Source organism: Massilia yuzhufengensis (assembly GCF_900112225.1).
Lineage (GTDB): Bacteria > Pseudomonadota > Gammaproteobacteria > Burkholderiales > Burkholderiaceae_D > Telluria > Telluria yuzhufengensis.
Genome location: NZ_FOLD01000032.1, coordinates 1 through 23,461, shown reverse-complemented (window position 1 = coordinate 23,461; position 23,461 = coordinate 1). Strand labels below are relative to the sequence as shown.

General features: G+C 64.2%; 19 protein-coding genes and 1 pseudogene. 12 read left to right on the top strand and 8 right to left on the bottom strand.

Annotation, left to right across the window (positions count from 1 at the left end):
* Window position 1: 1 nt before the first annotated feature.
* The 7 genes from BM031_RS20765 to BM031_RS20740 all read left to right on the top strand — a co-directional run bounded on the left by BM031_RS20765 (window position 2) and on the right by BM031_RS20740 (window position 11,390).
* Complete coding sequence (locus tag BM031_RS20765; RefSeq protein ID WP_091876465.1) at window positions 2-805, top strand: TatD family hydrolase; 804 nt, start codon at window positions 2-4, stop codon at window positions 803-805.
* A gap of 169 nt (window positions 806-974) precedes the next feature.
* The gene (locus BM031_RS20760; RefSeq protein WP_091876493.1) at window positions 975-3,773 is read left to right on the top strand and encodes a type VI secretion system Vgr family protein; all 2,799 of its coding nucleotides are present in this window, start codon (window positions 975-977) and stop codon (window positions 3,771-3,773) included.
* Between the two features lie 15 nt (window positions 3,774-3,788).
* Window positions 3,789-5,522: a PGAP1-like alpha/beta domain-containing protein gene (locus tag BM031_RS20755; RefSeq protein WP_091876464.1), complete on the top strand. Its 1,734-nt coding sequence runs from the start codon at window positions 3,789-3,791 to the stop codon at window positions 5,520-5,522.
* Entirely contained in the window at window positions 5,522-7,258 is a 1,737-nt protein-coding gene (locus BM031_RS25270) for a T6SS immunity protein Tli4 family protein (RefSeq protein WP_229409086.1), read from the top strand. Before BM031_RS20755 ends, BM031_RS25270 begins: the two co-directional genes overlap by 1 nt.
* Before the next feature lie 155 nt (window positions 7,259-7,413).
* Window positions 7,414-7,731, top strand: a complete 318-nt coding sequence (locus tag BM031_RS20750; protein ID WP_091876463.1) for a PAAR domain-containing protein — start codon at window positions 7,414-7,416, stop codon at window positions 7,729-7,731.
* Window positions 7,732-7,804: 73 nt separating this feature from the next.
* Window positions 7,805-9,007: a T6SS immunity protein Tli4 family protein gene (locus tag BM031_RS20745; RefSeq protein ID WP_143084664.1), complete on the top strand. Its 1,203-nt coding sequence runs from the start codon at window positions 7,805-7,807 to the stop codon at window positions 9,005-9,007.
* 28 nt (window positions 9,008-9,035) lie between these two features.
* On the top strand, window positions 9,036-11,390 hold the full coding sequence (locus BM031_RS20740) for a DNA internalization-related competence protein ComEC/Rec2 (protein WP_091876461.1): 2,355 nt from the start codon (window positions 9,036-9,038) through the stop codon (window positions 11,388-11,390).
* 3 nt (window positions 11,391-11,393) lie between these two features.
* On the opposite strand, the gene BM031_RS20735 is transcribed toward BM031_RS20740, so the two are convergent.
* Complete coding sequence (locus BM031_RS20735; RefSeq protein ID WP_091876460.1) at window positions 11,394-12,779, bottom strand: sensor histidine kinase; 1,386 nt, start codon at window positions 12,777-12,779, stop codon at window positions 11,394-11,396.
* Between the two features lies 1 nt (window position 12,780).
* Entirely contained in the window at window positions 12,781-13,467 is a 687-nt protein-coding gene (locus tag BM031_RS20730) for a response regulator transcription factor (RefSeq protein ID WP_091876459.1), read from the bottom strand.
* 140 nt (window positions 13,468-13,607) lie between these two features.
* On the opposite strand from BM031_RS20730, the gene BM031_RS26095 reads away from it, so the two are divergent.
* The 4 genes from BM031_RS26095 (at window position 13,608) to BM031_RS20710 (ending at window position 16,121) form a co-directional block, all read left to right on the top strand.
* A complete protein-coding gene (locus BM031_RS26095; protein WP_229409082.1) occupies window positions 13,608-13,904 on the top strand; it encodes a peptidase associated/transthyretin-like domain-containing protein in 297 nt (98 codons plus the stop codon).
* Window positions 13,905-13,980: 76 nt separating this feature from the next.
* Window positions 13,981-14,805, top strand: a complete 825-nt coding sequence (locus tag BM031_RS20720) for an alpha/beta hydrolase (protein WP_091876458.1) — start codon at window positions 13,981-13,983, stop codon at window positions 14,803-14,805.
* A gap of 37 nt (window positions 14,806-14,842) precedes the next feature.
* Window positions 14,843-15,409, top strand: a complete 567-nt coding sequence (gene dcd / locus BM031_RS20715; protein ID WP_091876457.1) for a dCTP deaminase — start codon at window positions 14,843-14,845, stop codon at window positions 15,407-15,409.
* A gap of 52 nt (window positions 15,410-15,461) precedes the next feature.
* On the top strand, window positions 15,462-16,121 hold the full coding sequence (locus BM031_RS20710; protein WP_091876456.1) for a cation efflux transmembrane domain-containing protein: 660 nt from the start codon (window positions 15,462-15,464) through the stop codon (window positions 16,119-16,121).
* On the opposite strand, the gene BM031_RS20705 is transcribed toward BM031_RS20710, so the two are convergent.
* From BM031_RS20705 to BM031_RS20680, 6 genes and pseudogenes are all read right to left on the bottom strand, one after another.
* The gene (locus tag BM031_RS20705; RefSeq protein WP_091876455.1) at window positions 16,108-16,980 is read right to left on the bottom strand and encodes a sigma-70 family RNA polymerase sigma factor; all 873 of its coding nucleotides are present in this window, start codon (window positions 16,978-16,980) and stop codon (window positions 16,108-16,110) included. The two genes, BM031_RS20710 and BM031_RS20705, sit on opposite strands and share 14 nt — an antisense overlap.
* Before the next feature lie 87 nt (window positions 16,981-17,067).
* Window positions 17,068-19,329, bottom strand: coding sequence for an arginine/lysine/ornithine decarboxylase (locus BM031_RS20700; RefSeq protein ID WP_091876454.1), 2,262 nt, complete (start codon window positions 19,327-19,329; stop codon window positions 17,068-17,070).
* Window positions 19,330-19,527: 198 nt separating this feature from the next.
* Window positions 19,528-20,166 carry a DUF4337 domain-containing protein gene (locus BM031_RS20695; protein WP_091876453.1) on the bottom strand — a complete coding sequence of 213 codons (639 nt, stop codon included), beginning with the start codon at window positions 20,164-20,166 and terminating at the stop codon, window positions 19,528-19,530.
* Window positions 20,163-20,657 (bottom strand): dihydrofolate reductase, encoded by a 495-nt coding sequence (locus BM031_RS20690; protein ID WP_091876452.1) that lies wholly within the window; start codon window positions 20,655-20,657, stop codon window positions 20,163-20,165. Before BM031_RS20690 ends, BM031_RS20695 begins: the two co-directional genes overlap by 4 nt.
* A gap of 130 nt (window positions 20,658-20,787) precedes the next feature.
* Window positions 20,788-21,060: pseudogene (thyA, locus tag BM031_RS20685) on the bottom strand (thymidylate synthase); the annotation flags it as partial.
* Between the two features lie 374 nt (window positions 21,061-21,434).
* On the bottom strand, window positions 21,435-21,662 hold the full coding sequence (locus BM031_RS20680) for a helix-turn-helix domain-containing protein (protein WP_091876492.1): 228 nt from the start codon (window positions 21,660-21,662) through the stop codon (window positions 21,435-21,437).
* 212 nt (window positions 21,663-21,874) lie between these two features.
* On the opposite strand from BM031_RS20680, the gene BM031_RS20675 reads away from it, so the two are divergent.
* A protein-coding gene (locus tag BM031_RS20675) for an IS3 family transposase (protein WP_229408769.1) occupies window positions 21,875-23,430 on the top strand; the annotation gives its coding sequence in 2 pieces (ribosomal slippage) (window positions 21,875-22,337 and window positions 22,337-23,430; 1,557 coding nt in all).
* Window positions 23,431-23,461 lie beyond the last annotated feature (31 nt).

Sequence of the window (23,461 nt, the reverse complement as noted above, 5' to 3'; positions counted from 1 at the left end):
CATGTGGATCGACACCCATTGCCACCTCGACGCCCGCGAATTCGGGGAGCAATCGCTGGACGTTGCCGCCCAGGCCGCGCAGGCCGGGGTGTCGGCGATCGTGGCGATGGCGGTGGAGCGCGGGAATTTTGGCGCGGTGGCCAGCCTGGCCGCCCGCGCGCCCAACGTCACCTACGCGCTGGGCATCCACCCGATCTGCGTGCCGCAGGCCCGCGATGAAGACCTGGAGGTGCTGCGCAGCGCCGCCCAGGCGGCGATGGAGGATCCGCGTTTTGTCGGCATTGGCGAGATCGGCCTGGATTTCTTCATTCCCGCCCTGTGCGAGCCCGACATGCGCGTGAAGCAGGAGCGTTTTTTTCGCGAGCAGCTGCGCATCGCGCGCGACCTCGGGCTGCCCGTCATGACCCACGTGCGCCGCTCCCAGGACCAGGTGCTGAAACACCTGCGCCAGGTCCGCCCCCCGTGCGGCATCGCCCATGCCTTCAACGGCAGCTTCCAGCAGGCGCAGACCTTCATCGACCTGGGCTTTCACCTGGGCTTCGGCGGCGCCATGACGTTTACCCGGGCCCTGCAGATCCGGCGGCTGGCGACCGAACTGCCGCTGTCGTCCATCGTGCTGGAGACCGATTCGCCGGACATCCCGCCCAGCTGGATCCACCCGGGGCGCAACACGCCCGACCAGCTGCCGGCCATCGGCGCCGCGCTGGCGCAATTGCGCGGGATCGGCGTGGACGAGGTGCGCGCGGCGGTCCACCGCAATACGCTGGCGGCGATCCCGCGGCTGGCCGGCTTCCCGCAAAGTTAGTAGGCTTGCTACTAAACTTCCGCGCTTCCCGGCTGTCCAGCCCGCTCCGACCGTGGTTGTATCGCTAAGTTCACACTGGGGCTGCTGAGGCGACGCAATGCCTCAATCCAACCATCTGCCAATATGCATTCTTCGCTGCCGCCGCAGCTACGAGCATGGGGAGATGGACTTGGACAGCGCAAGCGAATTCCTGCGGATGGTGCGGCACGAGAAGTCGCTGACGACCGCGCACCGGCCGATCCGGCTGCGCCTGGGCCATGCGGACCACCTGGCTGACGAACTGCTGCTCCCGCAGCGCATCCAGGGGCACGAATCGGTCTGCGGCGGCTTCGAATACCTCATCACCTGCGTGGCCGACACGCCACGCCTGCCGCTCAAGGAACTCATCGCCCTCCCGGCCGAACTGCAGCTGGTAACCGACCGCGGCCAGCTGCGCAGCATCTGCGGCATCGTCGCCGAAGCCCGCGCCGGCGACCACGACGGCGGCCTGGCGGTCTACCAGCTGGTGCTGCGCGACGCCCTGGCGGTGATGGAAAAGCGCATCAACAGCCGCGTGTTCCGCTACCAGAACGAGCTCGAAATCGTCCAGGTGCTGTTCGACGAGTGGCGCCAATCCAACAGCGTCATGGCCAGCGCCTTCGACTACGAGCTCGACCCCCTGTTCGACATGCGCCAGTACCCGCCGCGCGAACAGACCATGCAGTACAACGAATCCGACGCCGCTTTCGTGCGCCGCCTGCTCAAGCGGCGCGGCATCGCCTGGACCTTCCGCCCGGGGCGCGCCCGCGCAGGCAGCGCCGACCAGGAACCTGACGACACCCCCGCCCACACCCTGGTGCTGCTGTCCGACGCCGCCTCGCTGCCGCGCAGCGCCGCCGGCGCGGTGCGCTACCACCGCGACGACGCCACCGAACAGCGCGACACCATCGTCTCCTGGTGCGCCGCGCGCCGCCTGCAGCCGGGCAGCATCACGCGCCACAGCTGGGACTACCGCAACCCGTCGGGCACCCAGTTCATGACCACCACCGCGCGCAGCATGGCCGACCAGGGCCGCAGCGGCAACGCACTGGCCGCCACGCTGGACGACTACCTGGTGGAAATGCCGCACGCCGGCAACGACGTCGAAGACCACTGGCGGCTCGGCCAGGTGCGCATGAACCGCCACGAGTTCGACACCAAGTGCTTCCACGGCGAGGGCAGCGTACGCGACCTGTGCGCCGGCGAATACTTCACGCTCACCGACCACCCCGAAATCGACAGCCACCCGGAAGCCGAGCGCGACTTCGTCGTCACCGCCGTCTGGATGGAGGCCGAAAACAACCTGCCGGCCGACCTGTCGGCCCGGGTGCGGCGCCTGATGGGGCCGTACAGCCCGCAGCAGGCCATGCTGGAGCCCAACGAGCATCCGGTGGCCGGCGACGGCGTGCGGGTGCGGATGCGCTTCGACGCCATCCGCCGCGGCATCGCGCTGGTGCCGGCATTCGACCCGCGCAGCGACCTGCCGCATCCGCAGCTCCAGAGCGCGGTCGTCACCGGGCCGGCGGGCGAGGAAGTGCACTGCGACGCGCTGGGGCGGGTGAAGATTCGCTTCCCGGGCATGCGCTTGGGGGACCACAAGCATGCGCACGGGGCGGGGGCGTCGGATACGCCGGCGGATTCGGCGTGGGTGCGGGTGGCGTCGAGCTGGGCGGGGAATGGGCCGGGGAGTAACCAATGCGGCACCGTGTCGCTGCCACGTGTCGGCAGCGAGGTGCTGGTGGCTTTCCTCGGTGGCGACCCCGACCGGCCAGTCATTCTTTCCCAGGTGTTCAACCAGCGCGCGGAACCGGCGGCACTGAGTACGCAGGGCGCCCTGCCCGGGAACCGGTACCTGTCGGGCACACGGACACGGGAGATAGGCGGGCAGCGCGGAAACCAGCTGCGCTTCGACGACACCCGGGGCGAAATCAGCGCCCAGCTGTCCAGCGACCATGGCGCCACCCAGCTCAATCTGGGATGGTTGACGCAGCCGAAAGCCAACGGAAGCGCAGCGGCGCGCGGGGAAGGCGCCGAGCTGCGAAGCGACCACAGCGTCGCTATCCGTGGCAAGGAAGGCGTGCTGTTGACCGCCGAAGCGTCGCCGAGGGGCGAAGGCACGCAGCTGGCGCGTACCGGCCTGGTCGGCCTGGCCGAACTGATGCAAAGTGTCGTGGAGGAGCTTGCCAAGCTGGCGGAGCAGCATACCGGCGATGAAGCGGGAAGCCGGCGTCTTGACGACCTCACGGAAAAGCTCAAACGCTGGGACCAGGGCTCGAACGTCGCTCCGGGAGACCAGGGAGCAGAGCCGATCGTCGCCGTGACCGCGCCGGCAGGCATTATCCTGGCCAGCCAGGACACCGTATCGATCGGCTCCGAAAGCCAGATTGATCTTGTGAGCGGCGCGGATGCCAGGATAACGGGCGGGCGTAACGTCTTCCTGCGCGCGGCACGTGGAATCAGCGCCTATGCCCACGCCATGGGGGCAAAAATCGTTGCCGGCCGCGGAAATATTACGCTTGAAGCGCACCAGGGGACGGTTGAGGTCAAGTCGTCACGCCGGATCAGCCTGATTTCGGCCGAAGCGATCCATATCGAAGCGCCTGTGGTCCGGATCGTTTCGCAGGGAGCACAGACCGAATGGTCCGACAGCACGATCAGCCAACAGAGCGCCGGTGAGCATGTCATAAAAGCGAGCTCGTTGGCACGGATGGGTCCCGGGGGCGGCGACCCGACCAAACTCCAGTTTGGAAGCGCCGCGCTGCGCACCGATGAACGGCTCGTGCTGCGCCACCTCCAGACCCGCGAACCGATTCCCAACCAAAGCTACATCGCCCATCTCAGCGACGGCCGGACGGTCGAGGGAGTGAGCGATGAGCAGGGCCGGACGGCGCTGGTGCTGAGCGATTCGCTCGGCCCCGTGCGCTTCGAACTTCTTCCCGCTTCGGTTTGACTGGTCGGATCCGTCATGGGTGAGCCGACCAGGCCATTGCCGCCACTCGTGCCATTGGCCAATGGGGGGTGGGAGGTCAACTCCTTCCTGTCGTCAGCGGAGTACACGATTCGTGGACTTGGCTTGATGCCGCCCAATACGATCGTTCCGGTCATTGTCGTACCGGGGATCATGGGGACCAATTTAAGGGCAAAACGAAAACCCATCCTGGGTAAGCAGCAGGATGAGCGCAACGCCATTCTCTCTCCCGGGGCCGCCGCATGGCGCCCACCAAATGGAAACCAGGATGGTGCGCGAGCAGCCCTCAAGTGGGACAAAATTTCGCCGAGGGATCGGCAGAAGTTATTCAATCCAGCGACGCTGGAGGTCGATGACAGCGGAACGGTTGTTCTTCCTGATACCGAAGACGGTTATGTGCTGACCGAGGCCGAGGTGCGGCAGCGTGGTTGGGGCGAAGTTCATGCGGATTCATACGGCATCCTCCTCCATGCCCTGCAGACCCGGCTAAACCAGACCTTCGGCTCTGATGACCAGACCAAGCGCCGGTTCGTCCAACCGCACTGGAAACAAGTCATGTCGTTCGAGGCGACAAGGTGGGGCGTACGCGAATTTGCCGCTTTGACCGAGGCACAGCTAGAGAAACATGCAACGCAATATTATCCAGTCTACGCGGTTGGGTACAACTGGCTCGAAGACTGCGATACTTCTTCAAGACATCTCGAGAAGCGAATTCGGGAGATCATGGATTCATGGCGGAAATCGAAGCGCCGGTGTGAAAAGGTCATTCTCATTACGCATTCCATGGGCGGATTCGTCGCCCGTGCATGCGCGAAGCGCATTCCCGAGAAGATTGCGGGAGTAATTCATGGCGTGATGCCAGCCCTGGGGGCCCCAGCCGCCTACCGGCGGATTGCTTGCGGCACCGAGTCCTCCAGCCCGAGCAATGAAGGATTCGAGCATCTCAGTGCATTAGGGATCGCGAAGATTCTTGGCGCAACTCCCGACAAGACGACCCCTGTGCTGGCCACCGCGCCAGGGGCGCTCGAACTTCTGCCGAACCACCTTTATCCGGGGCCGTGGCTGCATGTGCGCGTTGCCAAAGTCCGCAATCCCCAGCATGTGTCGAACCGCGACGCGCGAATGAATTCCCAGTCCGGCGATATCGCCACGGATTACTTGAAATTACCCAGCCAGATCGCGCCCAATCCATACGACTTGTATCGAGACACCCGGTGCTGGTATCGGCTGATCGACCTCAAACTTGCTGATCCGGCGCGCAGATTTCGGGAACCAACAGACTTAACCCGTGCTATCCGGGCAGCAATCGACACCGCTGAGCGTTTCCATCGAACGCTCGGCGATTACTATCACCCAAATACTTACGTCTTCTACGGAGACGATCAGAACAAGCGTTCTTATGGGCAAATGCGCTGGCTAGCTCGCCAGTGGGGCGGATCACCAATCGCCCTGACAACATCCAATATTGCTGCTGGCGAGCTGGTTGGTCGGCCGTCAGGGTGGAACCGTCGAGTGTTGGTCGAGGGCAGAGTTGAATTGCAATTCGAGCCCGAACCCCAGGACACGCGCGGCGATGGAACCGTGCCAAAGCAGTCGGGTGCCGGCCCGTCTGGAAGGGTCAAACAAATCTTTGCAACACAGGGGTTCGATCACCAGGGGTCGTATAACAATGACGACATGCTGATGCTGACGCTTCGCTTGATCGTGAAGATTGTCCAGGAGATGTCGTGATGCGCTTTCTCCGGACCAGGCTGGCCAGGGTGCTAGCCGGGGTTGTGATCGCGGCTTTAGCGGGTACGTGGGCGGCTGGAGCTGTTCAGGATAAACACGAGGTGGCGCGTATGACCGAGAAAATGAAATCCGTATGCGTCGGCAGATTCCTTGTTGATCTCCCGGAGGAAGCCGAATATGAACTCACCCGCCCAAGAATCGCCGGATTAAACATCGCTGCGCATGAAGAGACGGATGACGCCTTTCAAACCCGTGTCAACCAACGCAAGGCACAAATCGAAGCGACCCCCGACCGTTCGGGGGGGCGCAAGAATCTGGAGATGATTCGGGAAGTGAAGAACGACTACGGTGTAACTGGAAAGATATTCGTGCATGGCCGAACCGTCACCGAAGGTCAGTCATCTGATGGGTTAACCGTAGAGCGCTATCGTTACGAAGGAGTCGCGGTCGAAGCATTGGTACACGGTAATGGCGTCAGTGTCGATTTTTCAACTGACTTCTATAATCCGGATTCAATCAGTCTCCTGTTTAAACTGATTTCGCAGCTGGTACCCAACCCGAGCAATGCAATCCCGACCGAACCAGGATTCTGTATCGATCGCGCCTATATCCGTGATCCCTTGAATGCGGATCAAGGTGAGGAAGTCATGATGGCTGCCTGGCTTCCGAGCCGACCGGATGTTGCTTTCAAGTTGATGCTCGCAGCAGGTACCGAGCCAGACCAGCAAGGGCTTCTGGAGCGCAGTGCGGATTCAAACACCAGATTTGCGGCCGACCTTGGCGGGGGTGTCTCGACCATTCGCGCAGACCAGAGAACCATTGGTGGGCTCGTTGGTGAAGAGCTAGTCGAGCGCTTTGTTGAAGACAATAACGCCGTCGTGTATAGCTTCTGGTGGGAAGTGAATGGCACTGAAGACGATGTGTTCGTTCCACATATTGCATTCACAATGGATACCGGCATAAGCAAGCACGGCCCCGTTTCTTCATCCCTGTCAGAAGGCGCCGCGATCGGTCTATGGGACAAGGTCGCGGCCAGCTTCCGTCGCCGCCCGTCCGAGACGAAAAAGAGCGTGACGGAAGCGTCGCTGACTCCCATTGGTACCTCTGCTTTTGCAGGTGACTCCTGTCCAGAGAGCGGTTGGTGGGAATGTGCGGACAGCAGGGGGGGCACGGAAGTGCTCGGTGGGGCGCGCCAGTACATCAGACACGGAGATCGCATGCCACAAGCCTTGCTATTGTCGGCTCCCACAGTGTGGGAAAGGTTCAGGGGCCTTCAGCCGAGCTTCGAAACGTCCGAGCGCACAGCGTGGAGGCTGATTGACAAACGGAGCCGGCAACGTGTTCCCCCTGCTGTACCACTCGCAAGAACCACACCCGTCGGCTCCGCCAGCGTAACAATCGGCTCCGGGTCGCGTGATATTCCCCACCAGCACGTAGCGCCTGGAAGTTTTGCTGGAACTGGGCTGCCGTGTCCAGCCAGTGGCTGGTGGCGATGTGAAGATTCGCATGCACTCGATGGCACCCGGTGGTTCGCTCTTGGAAGCCTGCTTCCGCCCGCGACATTCGCTGTAGCGCCTGGCATATTCGGGCGGGCGGCGAATGCGCCAAAGGCTATCCAGAGACGCAGCGCATGGCGTCTGATGCGCTTGGCGGATACCCCATATGACGCAAGTGAACATACCACCGGCGAAGGAATTCTCCCGCATAGCGGTGCTCCGCCCGTTGAACACTCATAGCACCAAAACGTTGTCGTCACCGGGAGGACATGCAGAGCAGGTGTGAGCGGCCTGCCTGTTGATCGTTGCGCTGATTGCTTGCGGCGGCACAATCCCGGATTCTTCAGCTCGTCTAGACTCCGGTTCTTTCCTCAGTTTCCACCGATGAGACCGTGATGAGTAGTTACAGGCGCTTCTATATCAACGCCGGGGACCGCACAACAAGCGACGGCGTGGTTAGCGTGCGCAGCAATTTCAGCACCGTCGATGGAGTGTCGCTGGCACGAGAGGGCGATCCTGTCGAATGTCCTGTTTGTGATACGCAGGGAGTCATCAAATGCGTTGCCCCGCGCCTTTCCGATAGTTTCGAAGGCAGGCAGTACGCGCTCAGTGACGATCTGTGTATCTGCAACTGCGATCCACCCCCCAGGCTGGTCGCGGGACAAATCGAAGAGTTCCAGATCGTTTCTCCTGGCGCGGAGACAATTCTCTAACCTGATGCTCAGGTCACGGGTGAGTGCGCAATCTCTCCGTCGGTAAAGCGCTCGTCAAGTTCTTGAGAGGCCTATGGAATCGGGACAAAAAATGCGCGGAAAACGGATCGCTTCTGTCGGGTTGGCGATTGCGTGCGCCCTTCTGGCGATTGCTGCTGAGGACATGACACCGAATACAGCAGGTGCAATCGCTGATGGAAAAATGAAGACGGTATGTGTGGGTCGATTTCTCATCGATCTTCCTGTCGAGGCGGAAGTCACCATTCGCGGTGGCTTCGTTGGGGGGTTTGACGTTTCTGAAATTCCCGAATCTGATGAAAATTACAGGAACCGACTCAGGCGGATGGAAGAGGAGGTTGGCGCCACGCGAGACGAATTGGGAGAAAACAGCCTTGAATGGTCCAAAACCCTGCAGTTCGGTGTTGCGGCCGGCAAGGTGGCGGTTTTTGATCGTCAGCGCGCCCAAGGGCTCGACGGGGGGCGCATCATTGAGGCGGAAGATTTCAGCGTCCGAGGAATGCTGCGGTTCCCGAACGTCAGCGTTGCCGCTGAGGCAAAGCGACAGGGCGTTGAGCGCGGCGAGGAACTCGCGCGATTATTCGCTCGCCTGACCCTACTGTCAGAGGCGGGAGTACATCGGGAGCCGGGATTTTGCCTTGGCCATACATTCGTTCGCGATCCCTATGAAAGTGCTGAAACCGAAAGCGTCGTGATGTCCGCTGCCTTACCGAGACACCCGGACGTTCATATTGTCCTGTACTCGATGGCCGGAACCGATCCAGCGCCAGGACTTCTCGCAAGGAACGCGAAGTCAGCCAAGCGTGAGCCCTTGTACATGAGGCTTGCATTCACGACCTTGCGCGAACGACAGCGGATCGTCCACACCCTCGTAGGTGAAGAATTGGTGCTCAAGGTACGAGAACCGAATCTCACTACTGGCTATTCAATGCAGTTCGAAGTGACAGGAAAGCAGCACGATGTCTACGCGCCGCTGCTTGCGCTGGAGCTCGGGTCGGGCACCAATTCAGTGATTGGGGGGAAGCCGGTCCAGTCCAGCCTGTCAGAGGGCGCGGTACTGAAGCTGTGGGACCGTATCGCCAGTAGCGTGCGCGTACGTCCGGTAGGGAATGCGCATCGACTTCCAGCGCGGACACTGGGGATGAACATGCGGTCCCATCCACCGGCTGGAGCAACACCTTCACTGGGTGGAATGTCCAGCAGCGAGAGCCTGTCGGCGCATGTGAAATCCCGTGCCTGGTGGAGCAACGAAACCTAACTGGCTCGAACACGACAGGGCATCCCGCATGCGTTGCGCCATCCTTGCCTTCATGGCCGGCGCTTGCTGGCTGCAGGCGCAGCCAGACTTGCCCACGCCAGGCATCGCAGCGGCAGCGGTCCTGGCCGCGTTAGCCTTGTGTGCGATCCGACACCGCCTCGCCATCCTGCCGGCCGGTGTCGTCGTCGGCGCGGCTTGGGCGAACCTGGCTGCCGGCATCGCCCTCTCCGACAGCCTGCCTCGCCCCCTGGAAGGCACCGACATCCTCATCACCGGCACCATCGACAGCCTGCCCCACGAGTTCGACGGCGGCGCCCGCTTCAACTTCCGGGTCGAACAAGTCCTGACGCCCCACGCCACCGTCCCCAGGCGCATCGCCATCTCCTGGTACGGCCCGCCCACACCGCGCGACCTGTCCTCGCCGGTGGAACCCGGCGAACGCTGGCGGCTCGTCGTGCGCCTCCAGCGCCCGCACGGCAACGCCAACCCCTACGGCTTCGACTACGAAGCCTGGCTGCTCGAGCAGGGCGTGCGCGCCACCGGCTACGTGCGCCCGGCGGGCCCGCGCAATGCCCGCCTCGACAGCTTCGTGCCGCGCTTCGGCCACGTGGTCGAGCGCAGCCGCGCCACGCTGCGCCGCCATATCCTGCGCCAGCTCGAAGGAAAACGCTATGCCGGCGTGATCGTCGCGCTGGTCATCGGCGACCAGCGCGGCATCCCGCAGTCCGACTGGGACGTCTTCAACCGCACCGGCATCGGCCACCTGGTGTCGATCTCGGGCCTGCACATCACGATGGTGGCCGGCCTGGCGGCGTGGGCCATGTCCAGCCTGTGGCGCCGCTCGTTCTTCGTCGAAGGCGCCGCGCTGCCCTTGCGCCTGCCGGCCCAAAAGGCGGCGGCGCTGGCCGGGGCGGTGGTGGCGCTTCTGTACGTGCTGCTGGCCGGTTTCGGCGTGCCGGCCCAGCGCACCTTCTACATGCTCGCTGCGGTAGCGGCCGCGCTCTGGTGCGGCCGCACGGTGGCCCTGTCGCAGGTCCTGTGCCTGGCCCTGGGCGTGGTCGTCGTGCTCGACCCGTGGGCGGTGCTGGGCGCCGGTTTCTGGCTCTCCTTCGGTGCGGTGGCCGTGATCCTGTATGCGAACCTGGGGCGGGTGAGGGCGGACCAGGGCTGGCGCCGGACCTTCGGCCTGGCGGCCCAGACCCAGTATGCCGTCACCATCGGCCTGGTCCCGCTCACCATGCTGCTGTTCTCACAGGTGTCGCTCGCCAGCCCGCTGGCCAACGCGGTCGCGATTCCCCTCGTCAGCCTGCTGGTCACGCCACTGGCCCTGCTTGGCGCGCTGCTGCCGGCGCCGCTCGCGGGGTGGATACTCGGCCTGGCCCACCTCGGCATCGAACTGCTGGCCGAGGGCCTGCAGGTGCTGGCTGCCAGTCCGCTCGCGGTGGTCAACGCAGCGGCGCCGCAGCCGTGGGTCTTCGCGCTGGCGCTGCTAGGCACCGCCTGGATGCTGGCGCCGCGCGGCTGGCCGCACCGCTGGGCTGGGCTGGTTGCGTGGACGCCGATGCTCACCCAGATGCCGACCGCGCCGCCGCAAGGCAGCTTCACGGTCACGGCCTTCGATGTCGGCCAGGGCATGGCGCTGCTGGTCGAAACCGCTGGCCACCGCCTGCTCTACGACACCGGTCCCGCGTATGCGCCGGGCGCCGACGCCGCAGGCCGCGTCCTTTTGCCCTACCTGCGCGGACGCGGCATCGGCCGGCTCGATGCGCTGGTGGTCTCGCACAGCGACGTCGATCATTCAGGCGGCGCGCTCACCCTGCTGGCGGGCGTGAAGGTCGACAGCGTGGCGTCGTCGCTGGCGCCGGGCCACCCGGTGGTGCGCGCGGCGCGCAGGCACACGCGCTGCATGGCGGGGCAAACGTGGACGTGGGATGGCGTGCGCTTCGAGATGCTCGGCCCGGCCGCGGCATCCTACGAGGATCCGGGCCTGAAAGCCAACGCGCGCAGCTGCGTGCTGCGGGTGAGCAGCGCCGGCCGGGCGATGCTGCTGGCGGCCGATATCGAAGCGGCGCAGGAAGCGCAGCTGCTGGCGCATGGACCGGGGCAGCTGCGGGCCGACGTGCTGCTTGCGCCGCACCACGGCAGCGGCACCTCGTCGACCGCGGCCTTCCTCACTGCGGTCAAGCCCTCGGTCGGCATTTTCCAGGTCGGCTACCGCAATCGTTACCGCCATCCCAAGCTGGAAGTCTATGAGCGCTACGGCAGCCACGGCATCCGCCGGCTGCGCACCGACGCCTCAGGCGCCGTCACGCTGCAGTTCGGCGCGACGGTGGACGTGACGGAATACCGCAGCGAACGGCGCCGATACTGGCACGGCCGCTAGCGCCTAGGGCTGCAGCGGCAGGCGCAGCGTGACCTGCAGCCCGCCGCCATCGCGGTTGGCGGCGCGGATGTCCCCGCCGTGCGCCAGCACCACGCGCTGGGCGATCGCCAGGCCCAGGCCGTGGCCGTCGACATTGCTGCGGCCCGGGTTGGCGCGGAAGAAGGGCTGGAACACCGAGGGCAGGTCGGCTGCCGGGATGCCGGGGCCGCGGTCCAGCACGTCGATATACGCGGACTGCGACGAGGTGCGCAGCGCAATCGTCACCATTCCGCCGGTCCCGCCGTGGCGCATGGCGTTGCGCACGATATTCTCCAGCGCGCTCCACAGCAGGTCGGGGTCGCCCTGCACCACGATCACGCCGGGCGCGTCGACGCTGATGCGCGGCGCCTCCAGGCCGGCCTCGAAGCGCGCGTCCGCGGCGATTTCGTCGGCCAGTTCGGTGAGGTCGAGCTGCTCGCGCCGTTCGATCCGGGGCGAGGCTTCCAGGCGCGACAGGGTCAGCAGCTCGCCGACCAGCTTGTCCATCCGCATGCTCTCGCGCTCGATGCGGTCGAGCGAGGAGCCGATCTTTTCCGGCTGCTGGTGGGCCAGGCCGACCGCGGCCTGCAGCCGCGCCAGCGGCGAACGCAGCTCGTGCGAGACGTCGTGCAGCAGGCGGCGCTGGCCATCCATCAGCGCGCGCAGCTGGGCGCTCATGCGGTCGAAGTCGCGGCCCAGGTCGCTCAGTTCGTCGCCGGCGCGCGCGCTGCCGGTAAAGCGCGGCGCCAGGTCGCCCGCCGACGCGGCTTCGAAGGCGCTGCGCAGCGCGCGGATCGGGCGCGAAAAATACCAGGCGAGGAGGGCGGCGAACAGCAGGCTGGCCAGGGTGGCGGCGACGATGCCGGCCACCTGGCCGACGCGGCGGCCAAAGCCGGGGCCCGGGCCCGGGCCCGGGCCGGGTGGCGGCTCGCCCGGGCCGTCGGCCTGCGGACGGGCGCCCAGCGGCGCGCCCCGAAAATAGCGCCGCACGATCGCGGTATAGGTTTGCGCGTCGGGCCCCACCAGCCGGCGCACGCCGCGCTGCGGTTCGCCGGAGGCGAGCTGGCGCTGCGCTTCCAGCACCAGTTCGGCCGGCACGGTGCGCCCCAGCAGCTCGCGGCCGTGGCGGTCGAGCACGAACACTTGCGTGCGCTGCATCTCGCCCAGCATGCCGCGCAGGGCCGGCAGGCCGCCGTGCTTGAGCGTGGCCGCGGCGGCGTCGAGGGCGATGAAGGCCGGCGGCCCGGTGTCGATCTCGGCGGCCTGGCTACGGGCCCGGTCGCGCAGCCAGAAGGCGCTGCCGATGCCGATGGTGGCTGCCAGCTGCGCCAGCAGGATGCACAGGAAGAATTTCCAGAACAGGCGTCCCATTTCAGTCCCGGATCAGCTGGTAACCCAGGCGGTAGATGGTTTGCAGGCAGGAGCGGCCGTCCGCGAGCGGGCCCAGCTTCTGGCGCAGGCTGCTCAGGTGGACGTCGATGTTGCGGTCGAAGCGGGCCAGCGGCCGGCCCAGCCCTTGCTCCGACAGCTCGGCCTTGCTGACCGGGCGGCCGGCATGGCGCGCCAGCACTTCGAGCAGGTTGAATTCGGTACTGGTCAGTTCCACCGGGACGCCGTCCCAGGTGGCGCGGCGCTGTTCCGGATACATGCTCAGCTTGCCGACCGTGATCACCACCCCGGGGCCGTTGTCGACGCTGGCCTGGGTGCGGCGCAGGATGGCGCGCACCCGGGCGGTCAGCTCGCGCGGGGTGCAGGGCTTGGCGACGTAGTCGTCGGCCCCCAGTTCCAGGCCCAGGATGCGGTCGGCGTCGTCGCCGCGCGCCGTGAGCATCAGCACCGGGATGCGGCTGCCGGCGCGGATCAGGCGCAGCGCCTCGATGCCATTGGTGCCCGGCATCATCACGTCGAGTACGGCGATCGCGTACTCGCCGCGCAACGCCTCGCGCGCCCCGTCGGCGCCGTTGTGGACGCAGGTCGTGCGAAAGCCCTCCCGTTCGAGGTATTCGGAAAACATCCCGACGAGTTCGACGTCGTCGTCAATCAGCAGCACATGGTTCATGGGAAGCAGGATAGCAAAGCTGCGGCAGCAAATTGTTGTGGATAGGGAGGTTTTACCCGGATTTACATGAGATTGACGGCGCTTTACATCCTCCGCAAACACAATGCGTCCATCGAAACCACCATGGACGAGAACCTGGCATGGCACACCATCAGCACACCACGCTTTCCGACGACCTCGACAAGATGCTCGCCAGCACGGCCAGCCGCCGCCAGTCGCTGCGCTCGCTGTTCGCTGGCGCCGCCGCCTTCCCGCTGGCCACGCTCACCGAGGCCTATGCCAGCAGCGGCTACGGCACCAGCGTGAGCAAGCTGGCGCGCATCAGCTACGCCACCGACAATGTGTTCAGCGATGGCGTTGCGCTGCAGATGGCCAGCGTCACCGGGAACGCGACCCAGGGCTACGTGGCGACCCTGACTGTAGGCGTTTCCCTCTAAAGGAAGCCCGCGGGAGGCGGTGTGCTGGCTGGCGGTCGTTACAATAGGCCGTTGTCAATGAAGCCTTCCCGCGCACATGAGCAAACCCCTGCTGCACTTCTCCCACGGGAACAGCTATCCCAGCGGTACCTACAGCCGCCTGTTCCAGGCCCTCGGCACGCATTACGACGTGCGCGCCCACGACATGTCCGGCCATGACCCGCGCTTCCCGGTGGGCGACGGCTGGCATGGGCTGGTGGACGAGTTGATCTACCACCTGGAACAGTACAAGGAGCCGCCGATCCTGGTCGGCCACTCGCTCGGCGGCATGCTGAGCATGATGGCGGCCAAGCAGCGCCCGGAACTGGCGCGCTGCGTCGTGATGCTCGACTCGCCCGTGGTGGCCGGGTGGCGCGCCTTCCTGTGGCGGCTCGTGAAAATGCGCGGCATGGGCTCGCGCTTTTCGCCGGCCAAATTCTCCGAGCGCCGCCGCAACCTGTGGCCGGACCGCGCCAGCGTGTACCAGCACTTCAGCGCCAAGCCGATGTTCCAGGCCTGGGCGCCGGGCGCGCTGGACGACTACCTCGAGCATGGCCTGGCCCCGCATCCAAACGGCGTGCAGCTGCGCTTCGACCGCGCGGTGGAAACGCTGATCTACAACACGCTGCCGCACCACATGGGCGACATCATCCGCGAGCCTTACCCGCTGCCGATCGGCTTCATCGCCGGCACCACCAGCGAAGAGCTGCGCCAGGCCGGGCTGGACGCGACGCGCCGGCTGGTGGGCAAGAACCTGGTGATGATCGAGGGCGGACACCTGTATCCACTCGAGAAACCGGAAACGACCGCGCAGCTCACGCATGAAATGATCGGCCGCCTGCTGCAGCAAGCCAGCCACCCGGTGCCAGCGGCGGTGGTTTAGCGTAAAATCGCGGGATTGATTTCTTGGAATTTCGACAATGGCTATCAAAAGCGATAAATGGATCCGCCGCATGGCGGAATCAACCGGAATGATCGAACCGTTCGAGCCGCAGCAAGTGCGCTCGGTAGACGGACGCAAGGTCATTTCCTTCGGCACTTCCTCGTACGGCTACGACATCCGCTGCGCCGACGAGTTTAAGATCTTCACGAACATCAACAGCACCATCGTCGATCCGAAGAACTTCGATTCCAACTCCTTCGTGGACGTGAAAAGCGATGTCTGCATCATCCCGCCGAACTCGTTCGCGCTGGCCCGCACCATCGAATACTTCCGCATCCCGCGCAATGTGCTGACGGTGTGCCTGGGTAAATCGACCTATGCGCGCTGCGGCATCATCGTCAACGTGACCCCGTTCGAACCGGAATGGGAAGGCTACGTGACCCTGGAATTCTCCAACACGACGCCACTGCCGGCCAAGATCTACGCCGGCGAAGGTTGCGCCCAGGTGCTGTTCTTTGAAAGCGACGAAGTCTGCGAGACCTCGTACAAGGACCGCGGCGGCAAATACCAGGGCCAGCACGGCGTCACCTTGCCAAAAACCTGATTCATTTTTGGCGGCAGTCCATCAAAACTGAATCATATTGATGGGTAAACCCATGTCCGACTGCTGCAGCGGCGGCTGTTCTCCCGGCCAGCCGCCCGTCGACCCGCGCTACCGGCGCATCCTCTGGATCGCGCTGTGGGTCAATGCGCTCATGTTCGGGGTAGAGATCGCCGGCGGCTGGGCGGCGGGCTCGGTTGCGCTGCTGGCCGATGCGGTCGACTTCCTGGGCGACGCCGCCAATTACGGCATCTCGCTGTTCGTCCTGGCGCTGGCGCCTGTATGGCGCTCGCGCACCGCGCTGGTCAAGGGCGCGACCATGGGCGCGTATGGCGTGTTCGTGCTGGGCAGCGCGTTCTGGCACCTGCGCAGCGGCACCGTGCCGCAGGCGCACACGATGGGCTGGATCGGCGCATCCGCCCTGGCCGCCAACTGCCTGGTGGGCGTGCTGCTGTACGCCTACCGCAATGGCGACGCCAATATGCGCTCGGTGTGGCTGTGCACCCGCAACGATGCGATCGGCAACGTGGCCGTTCTGGTCGCGGCGCTCGGCGTGTTCCAGACCGGCAGCGGCCTGCCCGACCTGCTGGTGGCCACCGTCATGGGCTTGCTTGGACTAATGGCGGCGCAGAGCGTCATCGGGCAGGCGCGGCGCGAACTGCGCCAGGCTGCGGCGCCTGTCGCCAGCGCGCCGGTGGAACTCAAGCGTCGCTGATCCTTTGCAGCGTGGCGCGCTCGAGGTGGCACAGCTTGTCGGGATTGCGGGTGACGTAGATGCCCGTGATCTTGCCGCCGTCGATTTCCAGCGCGATGGTCTGCAGCATGGCGTCGTTCTCCACGCTCACCTGGCCCGGCAGGCCGTCGATGCGCGTGTCGCACAGCACCTGCGCCGTATCCCACCCGGCCTTGTGCGCCAGCGCTTCCAGCAGGCGCGCCACCTTGTCCAGCCCGAAGATCGGATTGACCGCCGAGTTGCGCTTGCCGCCGCCATCGCCGTAGAACACCACCTTATCGGCCAGCAGCTGCTTGAGCTGTCCGACATTCCCGCTGCGCGATGCCGCAAAAAAGGCGCTGGCGATGTCCTGCTGCTGCTCGCGCGAGACCGGAAAGCGCGGGCGCGCGTCCTGCACCCGGGTGCGGGCGCGGCTGGCCAGCTGGCGCGCCGCGGCGCTTTCGCGGCCGATCGCCTCGCCGACCTCGTTGAAGTCGAGCTCGAACACGTCATGCAGCAGGAAGGCCGCGCGCTCCAGCGGCGACAGGCGCTCCATGGCCAACATCAGCGGCAGGGTGATGTCGTCGTCCTCGTTGTCGGGGTCGATGAAGGGTTCGGGCAGCCAGGGGCCGATGTAGTCTTCGCGCTTGATGCGGGCGGATTTCAGCACGTCCAGGCACAGGCGGGTGACGGTGCGGACCAGCCAGGCGTCAGGCTGGAGTACTTCTTCATGGTCGGCGCCGTGCCAGCGCAGCCACGCGTCCTGCACCACGTCTTCGGCGTCGGCGACGGAGCCGAGCATGCGGTAGGCGATGCGCTGGAGGCGGGGGCGCAGGGTGGTGAAGAGGGTGGTGGGGTCCATGGCGCTTTGGTTTCAGAACCAACTTGGGGGGAACAATGCCAGTGGCATTGTTCCCGCGAAGGCGGGAACCCAACTTACGCGAATAACCTACACCGCGTCCTGCCGCACGCAATCCACGAAATACCCGCGCTTGCCGTCGACCTCACGCTTGACCAGCCCGTGCACATCCGTCTCGAACCCCGGGAAGCGCTCATTGAAGTCGCGTGCAAAGCGCAGGTAGTCCACGATGGTCTTGTTGAAACGCTCGCCCGGAATCAGGAGCGGGATGCCCGGCGGGTAAGGTGTCAGCAGGATCGCCGTGATGCGCCCTTCCAGTTCGTCGATCGCGACGCGCTCGATCTGGCGGTGGGCCATCTTGGCGAAGGCGTCCGACGGCTTCATGGCAGGCACCATGTCCGAGGTGTACATCACGGTGGTCAGGCGCGCCACGTCGTGCTGCTTGTAGATCAGGTGGATCTCGGTGCACAGGTCGCGCAGGCCGCGGGTCTCGTAGCGCGGGTTGGCCGCGGCGAACTGCGGCATCACGCGCCACATCGGGGCGTTGCGGTCGTAGTCGTCCTTGAACTGCTGCAGCGCCGTCACCAGCGTGTTCCAGCGGCCCTTGGTGATCCCGATGGTGAACATGATGAAGAACGAGTACAGCCCGCATTTCTCGATGATCACGCCGTGTTCGGCCAGGTACTTGGTCACGATCGAGGCCGGGATGCCGGTCTCGCCGAACTGCCCGTCCAGCGACAGGCCCGGGGTCACGATGGTCGACTTGATCGGGTCGAGCATGTTGAAGCCCGGCGCGAGCTTGCCGAAGCCGTGCCAGTCGTCCTCGGCGTGGATCATCCAGTCGGCCTGCTCGCCGATGCCTTCTTCCGAGGTCACGTCCGGACCCCAGACCTTGAACCACCAGTCGTCGCCGAATTCGGCATCGACCTTCTTCATGGCGCGGCGGAAATCGAGCGCTTCCAGGATCGATTCCTCCACCAGCGCGGTGCCGCCCGGCGCTTCCATCATGGCGGCGGCGACGTCGCAGGACGCGATGATCGAGTACTGGGGCGAGGTCGAGGTGTGCATCAGGTAGGCCTCGTTGAAGGCGTCCTGGTCCAGCTTGACGGTGTCCGATTCGCGCACCAGCACCTGCGAAGCCTGCGACAGGCCGGCCAGCAGCTTGTGCGTCGACTGGGTCGAGAAGATCATCGACTCTTTCGCGCGCGGGCGGTCCGAGCCGATCGCGTGCATGTTCTTGTAGAAGCTGTGGAAGGTGGCGTGCGGCAGCCAGGCTTCGTCGAAGTGCAGGGTGTCGATTTTCCCGTCCAGCATTTCGCGCAGGGTCTCGACGTTGTACACCACGCCGTCGTAGGTCGACTGGGTGATGGTGAGGATGCGCGGCTTCTTGTTGACGGCGTCGCGCGCGAACGGATTCGCTTCGATCTTCCGTGCAATCGATTCGGGCGTGAATTCTTCCAGCGGGATCGGGCCGATGATGCCGAGGTTATTCCGGGTCGGCATCAGGAACACGGGAATCGCGCCGCACATGATGATCGAGTGCAGGATCGACTTGTGGCAGTTGCGGTCGACCACCACGATGTCGCCCGGCGCGACGGTGCTGTGCCAGACCATCTTGTTCGAGGTCGAGGTGCCGTTGGTCACGAAGTAGCAGTGGTCGGCGCCGTAGATGCGGGCGGCGTTGCGCTCGGACTTGGCGACCGGGCCGGTGTGGTCGAGCAGCTGGCCGAGTTCCTCGACCGCGTTGCAGACGTCGGCGCGCAGCATGTTCTCGCCAAAGAACTGGTGGAACATCTGGCCGACCGGCGACTTCAGGAAAGCCACGCCGCCCGAGTGCCCGGGGCAGTGCCACGAGTAGGAGCCGTCATAGGCGTAGTTGACCAGCGCGCGGAAGAAGGGCGGCGCCAGGCTGTCCAGGTAGGCTTTCGCTTCGCGGATGATGTGGCGCGCCACGAATTCCGGGGTGTCCTCGAACATGTGGATGAAGCCGTGCAGCTCCTTCAGGACATCGTTCGGGATGTGGCGGCTGGTGCGGGTCTCGCCGTAGATGTAGATCGGGATGTCCGCGTTCTTGTGGCGGATTTCCTTCACGAAGGCGCGCAGGCGGGTCAATGCGGTGTCGGTCTCTTCGACGGAGCCGCCACCGAATTCCTCGTCGTCGATCGACAGCACGAAGGCCGAGGCGCGCGACTGCTGCTGGGCGAACTGCGACAGGTCGCCGTAGCTGGTCAGGCCGAGCACTTCCATGCCTTCCTGCTCCATCGCGGCCGCGAGTGCGCGGATGCCGAGACCGGAAGTGTTCTCCGAGCGGAAGTCCTCGTCGATGATGATGATGGGGAAACGAAATTTCATGGACAGCTCCAAAGCGAAGCGCCGCGGAAGCGGCTGACCCAAAGGGATCTGTCCGCCGGCCACGGCACCGGGAAAAAGAGGAAACGGATTTTCGCAGAAATTACGCGCGCCGGTGCAATTATTTTTGCAAGTTTGCTTCTGTGCTAATTCGCTGAATTACATGCAAGAGTAACCACTGCGCGCGATGTCTGTCGCACTCTAGTTGACCAGGCGCCGCCCGACGCGGCGGAAGCCTTCGGTGAGGATGGCCGCGCCCAGCGCGGCCAGCAGCGGCCCGGCCGAGAACGGCATCGGATCGGCCTGGATGGCGGCAAAGAAGGCCAGCGTGACGCCGAAGGCGGCCACCGCGCTGGTGAGCGTGAGCAGCCAGGTGCGGCGCGACAGAAGGGTGATGGCGGCCAGCGAGATCGCGATCTGCTGGGCCACCGAGGCCGCGGCCCACTGGCGGTGGCGGTGCAGCTCCTTCTCGGACATCAGGTTCCATTCGGCCGAGATGCCTTCGAAGCGCTCCGCTTCCTTGCGGATCGCGTCCTTCTCGAGGCCATAGCGGCGGATCTCTTCGCGGTAATGGCCCTGGTCCACGCCCGGCAGGCCGGAGGCGAGTTCGGCCAGGTTCTGGCGGCTGGTCTTGGCCTGGTAGTGGCCCCAGGCATTGGCCGCGCTGGTCTTCTCGATCGCCGCATTGCTCTTGTACAGGGCCGCGTTGTTGTGCGAGGCGCTGCCGATGAAGCCGAACATGGTGCCCAGTGTCGCCAGCAGGGCGATCAGCACCGCGACCCGGCCGGCGAAACCGTCGCCGCCCCGCGTGCCCGGGGTACGGATTGTATGGCCGCTCATTGCTCGTCTCCAGTGCGGGTATAGGTCACGAAGGCATAGCCATAGCCGTTCGTTTCTGAAAAATGGGTCTCGCGCGCGGTCTCCCGCCACACGGCAGGGTCGATCGGCGGGAACAAGGTGTCGCAGCGGAAGCTGTGGTCGATCTCGGTGACGATCATGCTGTCGGCCAGCGCCATCGCCTCGTTGAATACCTGGGCGCCGCCGATGATGCTGGCCGGCTCGCCGCCCAACAGCTCGATGGCGGCCTGCAAGGAACCCGCGACCTCGACGCCTTCGTGCGACCAGCTGGCGTTGCGGGTGATGACGATATTGCGGCGTTTGGGCAGCGGGCGGCCGATCGAATCGAAGGTCTTGCGGCCCATGACGATCGGTTTACCCAGGGTGACGCGCTTGAAATGGGCGAGGTCCTCGGGCAGGTGCCAGGGCAGCTGGTTATCGACGCCGATGCCGCGCTGGGCATCGATCGCCACCACAAGGGTGAGCTGCGGCATCACGCGGCCACCGGCAAGCGTAGAGAAATCGTGGCGGGGATGCGCATCGTTGTAACCGTTCTGGAAAGCGTTGTAATTCTAAGTCTGAAATGTTGTCGTTTTGCAAGGAAAAAGTCAAGCAGTATGTACACTACACTGCAACAGGCGCCTTGATGCCCGGCTCCGGGTCGTAGCCTGCCACCTCGAAATCCTCGAAGCGGTAGTCGAACAGCGAATCCGGTTTGCGCTTGATAATCAGGCGCGGCAGTTCCTTCGGCGTACGCGAGAGCTGCAGGTCGACCTGCTCGAGGTGGTTGCTGTACAGGTGGCAGTCGCCACCGGTCCAGATGAATTCGCCCACCTCGAGGCCGGCCTGCTGCGCCATCATGTGGGTCAGGATGGCATACGAGGCGATATTGAAGGGTTTTGTCACATTGTGCTTAAACGCAGAATCTGTACTCATAGAGTTGACTGGGGTGTGTCAGAGGACAATCATATCCAATGATGATAGCGGTTTGGCGGCATGATTAGCCGCTGACTACTGTGGGTAAGTGGGCGTTAAGCTGTGTACGGGGTGTGCACAACGGGGGTTAGGTTGTGCATGCCCCGTGCATAGCTTATCCCCACGCTGTTGGGCGAGAATCGCCCAACATATCCACAGTCGGAGATCAAGAGACTTGAACCAGACCACTATTCTAGCAGCAGACGGTAATTTGTTAGGCAACCCCAACTATCGGAAGTTTCCTGTGGGGAATTTTCAGGAATATCGGTTGATTTTTTTGCACCGAACTTCCGCGTCTACCCATGCTCTTCAGTCATCTCTACAAGCTTGCCGGCGCGGATCTGTAGAGCTCTTGCGAGTCTAAATACGGTTGAGAGTGAAGGCTCCTTCTGAGCCAGCTCTAAGGCGGACACGTGCTTGCGCTGTAGTCCTGAAAGGAAGCCGAGCTCCTCCTGGGTAAGCTGACGTTCGATGCGGAGCTCCCTAAGAACGGCAGCGAACGATTCTACTGGTGACTTTTCCAAAAAATTCGCCTCAAGGTGATGGCGCAATTCTGGTGTTCATGTATGATTGTGTCTTCCCCCTACAGGGGGCATAGATGAATGGCTGCGATTTCTTATGCCAATTTTTCGAGTAATCAACAACTGAGGTATTTGCGTGTTCCCCCCGGTGTCAGAATAGTTGTCGCGTCACCTGATGAAGTAAAACCATACCGGGGACGGGCAAGAGAGATTGCGTGAAGCAGTATTCAGCAGAACGGAAAGAAGCGCTACTACGGCAGATGATGCCGCCCCAGAACAGGCTGGTGTCGGAGCTGGCCCGCGAGAGCGGGATCACCGAGCAGACCCTTTATACTTGGCGCCGTCAACTTCGTAATCAAGGAACAGCGGTGCCGGGTAGTGCGAAAAATGCTGAGCAATGGACCTCGGAGGACAAGTTTGCCGTGGTGTTGGAGACGGCCGCGCTGAACGCCAGCGAACTGGCCGAGTATTGCCGGCGCAAGGGCCTGTTCACCGAGCAGATCGCCACGTGGCGCGCCGCCTGCATGGCCGCAAATGCGGGCACGACGCAGCGGACGCGGGGCCAGCAGGTGCAGTCGAAGGAGGACAAGAAGCGCATCCGGCAACTGGAGAAGGATTTGCAGCGTAAGGAGAAGGCGCTGGCCGAGGCGGCGGCGCTGCTGATCTTGCGAAAAAAAGCCCAGGCGATCTGGGGGGACAAAGAGGAAGACTGATCAGCGTCCCAGATCGCCTGTTGTGTGTCGAGTTGATCCGTGAGGCACAGGCAGCGGGTAGCCGTCTTGCACCGGCCTGTATCGAGCTGGGCATTACCCTGCGTACGTTCCAGCGCTGGGTGCGTGAGGGCGACGATGCCGTGGCCGCCGATAGCCGTCCCACCAGTGTGCGTCCAGTACCGGCCAACAAGCTGAGCGAGGACGAGCGAGCCGAGATCCTGGCCGTTGCCAACAGCGAGGAATTCGCCAGCCTGCCACCGAGCCAGATCGTACCGGCGCTGGCCGATCGGGGTGTGTACATGGCCTCGGAGTCGAGCTTTTACCGGGTTCTGAGAGCGGCATCGCAACAGCATCACCGAGGTCGGGCGAAGAAGCCTTCCGAACGCGTGCTCACGAGCCACTGCGCCACCGGCCCGAACCAGGTGTGGAGCTGGGACATCACGTGGATGCCGGCCGCCGTAAAAGGCCAGTTCTACTACTGGTACATGGTGCTTGACGTCTTCAGCCGCAAGATCGTCGGCCATGAGGTGCACGTGGCGGAATCGGCGGAACTGGCGTCACGGCTGATGCGCCGAACCAGTCTGGCAGAGGGCGTGGCCGGCCGGCCCCTAGTGCTCCATTCGGACAATGGCAGCGCCATGAAAGGCGCGACCATGTTGGCCACGCTGGAGCAGTTGGGTGTGGCGCCATCGTTCAGCAGGCCACGCGTGAGCAACGACAACGCCTATGCAGAATCGTTGTTCAGGACCTGCAAATACCGCCCGGACTACCCGAACAAACCATTCGGAAGCCTGGAACATGCGCAGGCATGGACGCAGAAATTCGTGCGCTGGTACAACAAGGAGCACAAACACAGCGGCTTGAAGTTCGTGACGCCGGCACAGCGTCATGCAGGCCAGGACACGGCCATCCTGAAACGCCGGGAGCAGGTTTATGACGATGCTCGAAACCGCCATCCACAGCGCTGGTCGCGGGGCATCAGGAACTGGAAACTGGACGATCAGGTCTGGTTGAATCCGGAACGGATTCGGCCAGAAGCATTAAAACGCGCAGCTTGAGATGACGCGACAACTACGTTGACAAACGCCG

What these genes read in the sequence shown, in the direction of transcription:
- BM031_RS20720 (WP_091876458.1), top strand. Translation starts at nt 13,981, where the DNA reads ATGAGCAAACCCCTGCTGCACTTCTCCCACGGGAACAGCTATCCCAGC.
- BM031_RS20765 (WP_091876465.1), top strand. Translation starts at nt 2, where the DNA reads ATGTGGATCGACACCCATTGCCACCTCGACGCCCGCGAATTCGGGGAG.
- BM031_RS20755 (WP_091876464.1), top strand. Translation starts at nt 3,789, where the DNA reads ATGGGTGAGCCGACCAGGCCATTGCCGCCACTCGTGCCATTGGCCAAT.
- BM031_RS25270 (WP_229409086.1), top strand. Translation starts at nt 5,522, where the DNA reads ATGCGCTTTCTCCGGACCAGGCTGGCCAGGGTGCTAGCCGGGGTTGTG.
- BM031_RS20700 (WP_091876454.1), bottom strand. Translation starts at nt 19,329, where the DNA reads ATGAAATTTCGTTTCCCCATCATCATCATCGACGAGGACTTCCGCTCG.
- BM031_RS20710 (WP_091876456.1), top strand. Translation starts at nt 15,462, where the DNA reads ATGTCCGACTGCTGCAGCGGCGGCTGTTCTCCCGGCCAGCCGCCCGTC.
- dcd (WP_091876457.1), top strand. Translation starts at nt 14,843, where the DNA reads ATGGCTATCAAAAGCGATAAATGGATCCGCCGCATGGCGGAATCAACC.
- BM031_RS20695 (WP_091876453.1), bottom strand. Translation starts at nt 20,166, where the DNA reads ATGAGCGGCCATACAATCCGTACCCCGGGCACGCGGGGCGGCGACGGT.
- BM031_RS20730 (WP_091876459.1), bottom strand. Translation starts at nt 13,467, where the DNA reads ATGAACCATGTGCTGCTGATTGACGACGACGTCGAACTCGTCGGGATG.
- BM031_RS20735 (WP_091876460.1), bottom strand. Translation starts at nt 12,779, where the DNA reads ATGGGACGCCTGTTCTGGAAATTCTTCCTGTGCATCCTGCTGGCGCAG.
- BM031_RS20740 (WP_091876461.1), top strand. Translation starts at nt 9,036, where the DNA reads ATGCGTTGCGCCATCCTTGCCTTCATGGCCGGCGCTTGCTGGCTGCAG.
- BM031_RS20690 (WP_091876452.1), bottom strand. Translation starts at nt 20,657, where the DNA reads ATGCCGCAGCTCACCCTTGTGGTGGCGATCGATGCCCAGCGCGGCATC.
- BM031_RS20745 (WP_143084664.1), top strand. Translation starts at nt 7,805, where the DNA reads ATGGAATCGGGACAAAAAATGCGCGGAAAACGGATCGCTTCTGTCGGG.
- BM031_RS20750 (WP_091876463.1), top strand. Translation starts at nt 7,414, where the DNA reads ATGAGTAGTTACAGGCGCTTCTATATCAACGCCGGGGACCGCACAACA.
- BM031_RS20705 (WP_091876455.1), bottom strand. Translation starts at nt 16,980, where the DNA reads ATGGACCCCACCACCCTCTTCACCACCCTGCGCCCCCGCCTCCAGCGC.
- BM031_RS26095 (WP_229409082.1), top strand. Translation starts at nt 13,608, where the DNA reads ATGGCACACCATCAGCACACCACGCTTTCCGACGACCTCGACAAGATG.